6 protein-coding genes are annotated in these 3,560 nt (G+C 34.6%); all 6 read right to left on the minus strand.

The window, feature by feature from the left end; all coding sequences use genetic code 11:
- Positions 1 to 227, minus strand: a 227-nt coding sequence (locus SULYE_RS07000; RefSeq protein ID WP_007547908.1) for a NusA N-terminal domain-containing protein, incomplete at its 3' end; no start/stop codon positions are given.
- Between the two features lie 14 nt (positions 228 to 241).
- On the minus strand, positions 242 to 685 hold the full coding sequence (locus tag SULYE_RS07005) for a ribosome maturation factor RimP (protein ID WP_007547909.1): 444 nt from the start codon (positions 683 to 685) through the stop codon (positions 242 to 244).
- A 270-nt stretch (positions 686 to 955) separates the two neighbouring features.
- Positions 956 to 1,510 carry a ribosome recycling factor gene (frr, locus tag SULYE_RS07010; RefSeq protein ID WP_007547910.1) on the minus strand — a complete coding sequence of 185 codons (555 nt, stop codon included), beginning with the start codon at positions 1,508 to 1,510 and terminating at the stop codon, positions 956 to 958.
- 13 nt (positions 1,511 to 1,523) lie between these two features.
- Positions 1,524 to 2,234: a UMP kinase gene (gene pyrH / locus SULYE_RS07015; protein ID WP_007547911.1), complete on the minus strand. Its 711-nt coding sequence runs from the start codon at positions 2,232 to 2,234 to the stop codon at positions 1,524 to 1,526.
- Between the two features lie 3 nt (positions 2,235 to 2,237).
- Positions 2,238 to 2,831, minus strand: a complete 594-nt coding sequence (gene tsf / locus SULYE_RS07020; protein ID WP_007547912.1) for a translation elongation factor Ts — start codon at positions 2,829 to 2,831, stop codon at positions 2,238 to 2,240.
- A partial coding sequence (gene rpsB / locus SULYE_RS07025) for a 30S ribosomal protein S2 (protein ID WP_007547913.1) occupies positions 2,831 to 3,560 on the minus strand: 730 nt, incomplete at its 5' end. The genes tsf and rpsB, both read right to left, overlap by 1 nt.

The following is a 3,560-nucleotide window of genomic DNA, read 5'->3' on the forward strand; positions in this document are numbered from 1 at the left end:
TCTTTTGTTTCATCTTCTACAAACGGCGTGACTTTTTTCTTGATTAGAACTTTTAATTCATCTTTTTCTTTATCAAAAATAATTTTTACAGCACCCTTTTCTCTTAATTTAAACTCTTTTTTTACAGCCGTTAAAATACCATCTTTTAATGCCTTTTCTATAACATCTTCAGGAATATTCCTTTCTCTTGATATGGTTTCTATTACATTTTTTAGTTTTACAGACATCTCTACTCCTACACTTAAAAGTCTAATTTTGTTTGGCTAACATTTTCCAACGGAATTTCTACAGTCTCTTCATTTTCTTTAATTTTTACCTTTTCATCTTCTAAACCGAGGAGCGTACCTTTAAACACTTTTTTCTCGTTGATAGGTTCTTTTGTTTTTATTACTACATCTCTGCCTTTGAAAATATCGTATTCTTCTATGTTCTTAAATTTTCTGTCTAACCCTGGCGAAGAAACTTCAAGGATATATGCTTTATCGATTAAATCTTCAACATCAAGCAAAGCTCCTATTCTTTTGCTTACCCATTCACAATCATCTATGGATGTACCTTCCGGATTGTATATGTAAATACGCAGAATTGGTCTTTTACTTGGTATAAACTCAATATCCACAAGTTTAAAGTCTCTTTCTTCTAAAATAGGTAATAGTAATTCCTTTACCTTTTCTTCAACCTTCATAAACTAACCTCAAATTTATTAAAAAATAGCACAACATGTCGGGTGAGAAATTCATTAAAAGTAGGAGATTCTTCGCTTCGCTCAGAATGACATCTAAAATTATCTTTCCTCTAATGCTTGCCATCCAACCTTTTTGTCATCCTGAGGACTTTAGTCCGAAGGATCTCCTTTTTAATCTATAAAAACTGCTAATTTCTCACCTCAATGTGTAGTACAATCTAATTTATAAATTTTATCATAAATTTCAAAGAGTTATTTGATTTAAGGGATTTAAATAGATAGGATTTCTTTTTCCTTAGCCTCTGTAAGCTGATTGATTTCTTCTATGTATTTGTCTGTTAATTTTTGGAGTTTTTCAAGAGCTTTTTTGATATCATCTTCTGAAAAGCCTTCTTTTTTGAGTTTTTCTATGTTTTCTTTTTCATCTCTTCTTATGTTTCTTATTGCTATTCTTGCTTCTTCTGCAAACTTATGAATCATTTTTACAACTTCTTTTCTTCTTTCTTCTGTCATTGGTGGAAGGTTTAATCTTATGACGTTTCCTTCTGTTTGCGGGTTTGCTCCAAGATTTGCTTCCATTAACGCTTTTTCTATTAGCTTTACAGCTGATTTGTCCCATGTCTGGATTACGATTTGAGCCGGTTCTGGAGTTGAGATTGTTGCAAGCTGTTTTAGAGGAAGTTCTGCCCCGTAGTAATCTATTTTTATATTTTCAACCAATCCTGTAGAAGCCCTGCCTGTTCTAATTCCTAAAAGTTCTTCTTTGTATTTATTAACTGCTCCCTTCATTCTTTTTTCTGCTTCTTTAAGATATTCTTCTATCATTTCCAAACCCTCCTTATCTAACTATTGAGCCTACATCTTCACCAAAAACGATTTTTCTAAGATTACCTTTTTTCTTTATGTTAAACACTCCGATAGGAAGCCTATTTTCCATGCACAAGGTTATAGCTGTATGGTCCATGACTTTAAGGTTTTTATTTATTGCATCTAAATAAGAAATTTCTTTTAAGAGTTTTGCATCGGGATATTTCTCAGGGTCTTTGTCGTAAACACCATCAACCTTTGTAGCTTTTAAAAGAATGTCTGCTTTTATTTCGGCAGCTCTTAATGCTCCTGTTGTGTCTGTTGTAAAAAATGGACTGCCTGTTCCGGCAGCAAATATAACAATCCTTCCTTTTTCTAAGTGTCTTATTGCTCTTCTTCTTATATAAGGCTCTGCTATCTGTCTCATTTCAATAGCAGACATAACCCTTGTTGGCACATCTTTTTTCTCTAAAACATCCTGAAGTGCAAGGGCATTCATAACCGTTGCAAGCATTCCCATGTAATCAGCAGTAGCTCTGTCCATTCCTATTTCAGTGCCTTGAATGCCTCTGAAAATATTCCCACCACCTATGACTATAGCAATCTGAACGCCGATTTCATAAACATCTTTTATCTCATCGCAAAGTTCACTGACAAAATGGGGGTCAATTCCATACTCTTGATCCCCCATCAATGCTTCTCCGGAAAGCTTTAAAAGAATTCTTTTATAAACAAGCGGCAATTTTTAGTCCCCAAGCTCGTATCTGCAAAATCTTCTAACTTGAATGTTTTCACCAATTTTAGCTATATACTCTTTTATCAATTCTTCAACGGTTTTTTTGTCATCTTTAATGTAAGGCTGTTCGTATAAACATACTTCTTTATAGAATTTCTCTAATTTTCCTTCTGCTATTTTTTCTGCAATGTGAGGTGGCTTTCCTTCTGCAATTGCAGCTTCTCTTGCAATTTCTCCTTCTTTTTCAGCAACTTCTCTTGGAACATCTTCTCTTTTAACGTATTGCGGCTTCATAGCTGCAATTTGTAAAGCTATTTCATTAGCAAGCTCTTTGAAAAGTTCGTTCCGAGCGACAAAGTCTGTTTCACAGTTTAATTCTAAAAGAACGCCGATTCTTCCGCCGGCGTGTATGTATGCATGAATTAGCCCTTCTTTTGTCTCTCTTCCGGCTTTTTTAGCAGCTTTTGCAACGCCTTTTTTTCTTAATATTTCAACTGCAAGCTCTAAATCACCATTAGCCTCTTCTAAAGCTGATTTACATTCGAGCATTCCAGCGCCGGTCATTTCTCTAAGAGTCTTAACTAATTTTGCATCAACAGCCATTAAAGCTCCTCCTTAGCTTCTTCTATTTCTTCATCTATATGAGATTTAACTTCTTTTTCTATCACTTCAGAGAGTCTTTCTTCTTTTGAATAGTTTTTAGCTCCCATATATCCAGATTCTACAACGTTAGCAGCTTCTGCTCTTGCTAAAAGCTCTTCTTCAATGGTTTTTGTTTCTACAGCTGTTCCAATAGATTCTCTCATCTTTTTGCCTTCTATTACAGCGTCAGCTATTTTAGAAGTAATCAATTGAATAGCTTTTATAGCATCATCATTACCCGGGATAGGATAATCTATTTTGTCCGGGTCGCAGTTTGTATCTGCAATAGCTACAACATGGACGCCGAGTTTATTAGCTTCTGTAACAGCGTTATTTTCTCTTACTGTATCTACAACAAATATAATGTCCGGAACTCTGTCCATATCAACAATACCTTTTAGATACTTTTCAAGCTTTTCTTTTTGCTTCATTAAAGTTCTTGCTTCTTTTTTTGGTAATACTTCAAACACACCTTCAGCTTCCATTTTCTGCAGCTTTCTTAATTTTGCAATGCTTTTCTTAACAGTTGCAAAGTTTGTAAACATACCGCCGAGCCATTTGTAGTTAACATAGAAAGCTCCACATCTTTTAGCTTCTTCTTCTATGATGTTTTGAGCTTGTTTTTTTGTGCCAAGGAAAAGTATTTCCGCACCGTTTGCTACTTGCTCTGTAACAAAGTCAAGAGCTTGT

This window comes from Sulfurihydrogenibium yellowstonense SS-5 (assembly GCF_000173615.1).
Lineage (GTDB): Bacteria > Aquificota > Aquificia > Aquificales > Hydrogenothermaceae > Sulfurihydrogenibium > Sulfurihydrogenibium yellowstonense.

Coding starts and splice junctions, on each gene's coding strand:
- SULYE_RS07005 (WP_007547909.1), bottom strand. CDS start 685: ATGAAGGTTGAAGAAAAGGTAAAGGAATTACTATTACCTATTTTAGAA.
- frr (WP_007547910.1), bottom strand. CDS start 1,510: ATGATAGAAGAATATCTTAAAGAAGCAGAAAAAAGAATGAAGGGAGCA.
- tsf (WP_007547912.1), bottom strand. CDS start 2,831: ATGGCTGTTGATGCAAAATTAGTTAAGACTCTTAGAGAAATGACCGGC.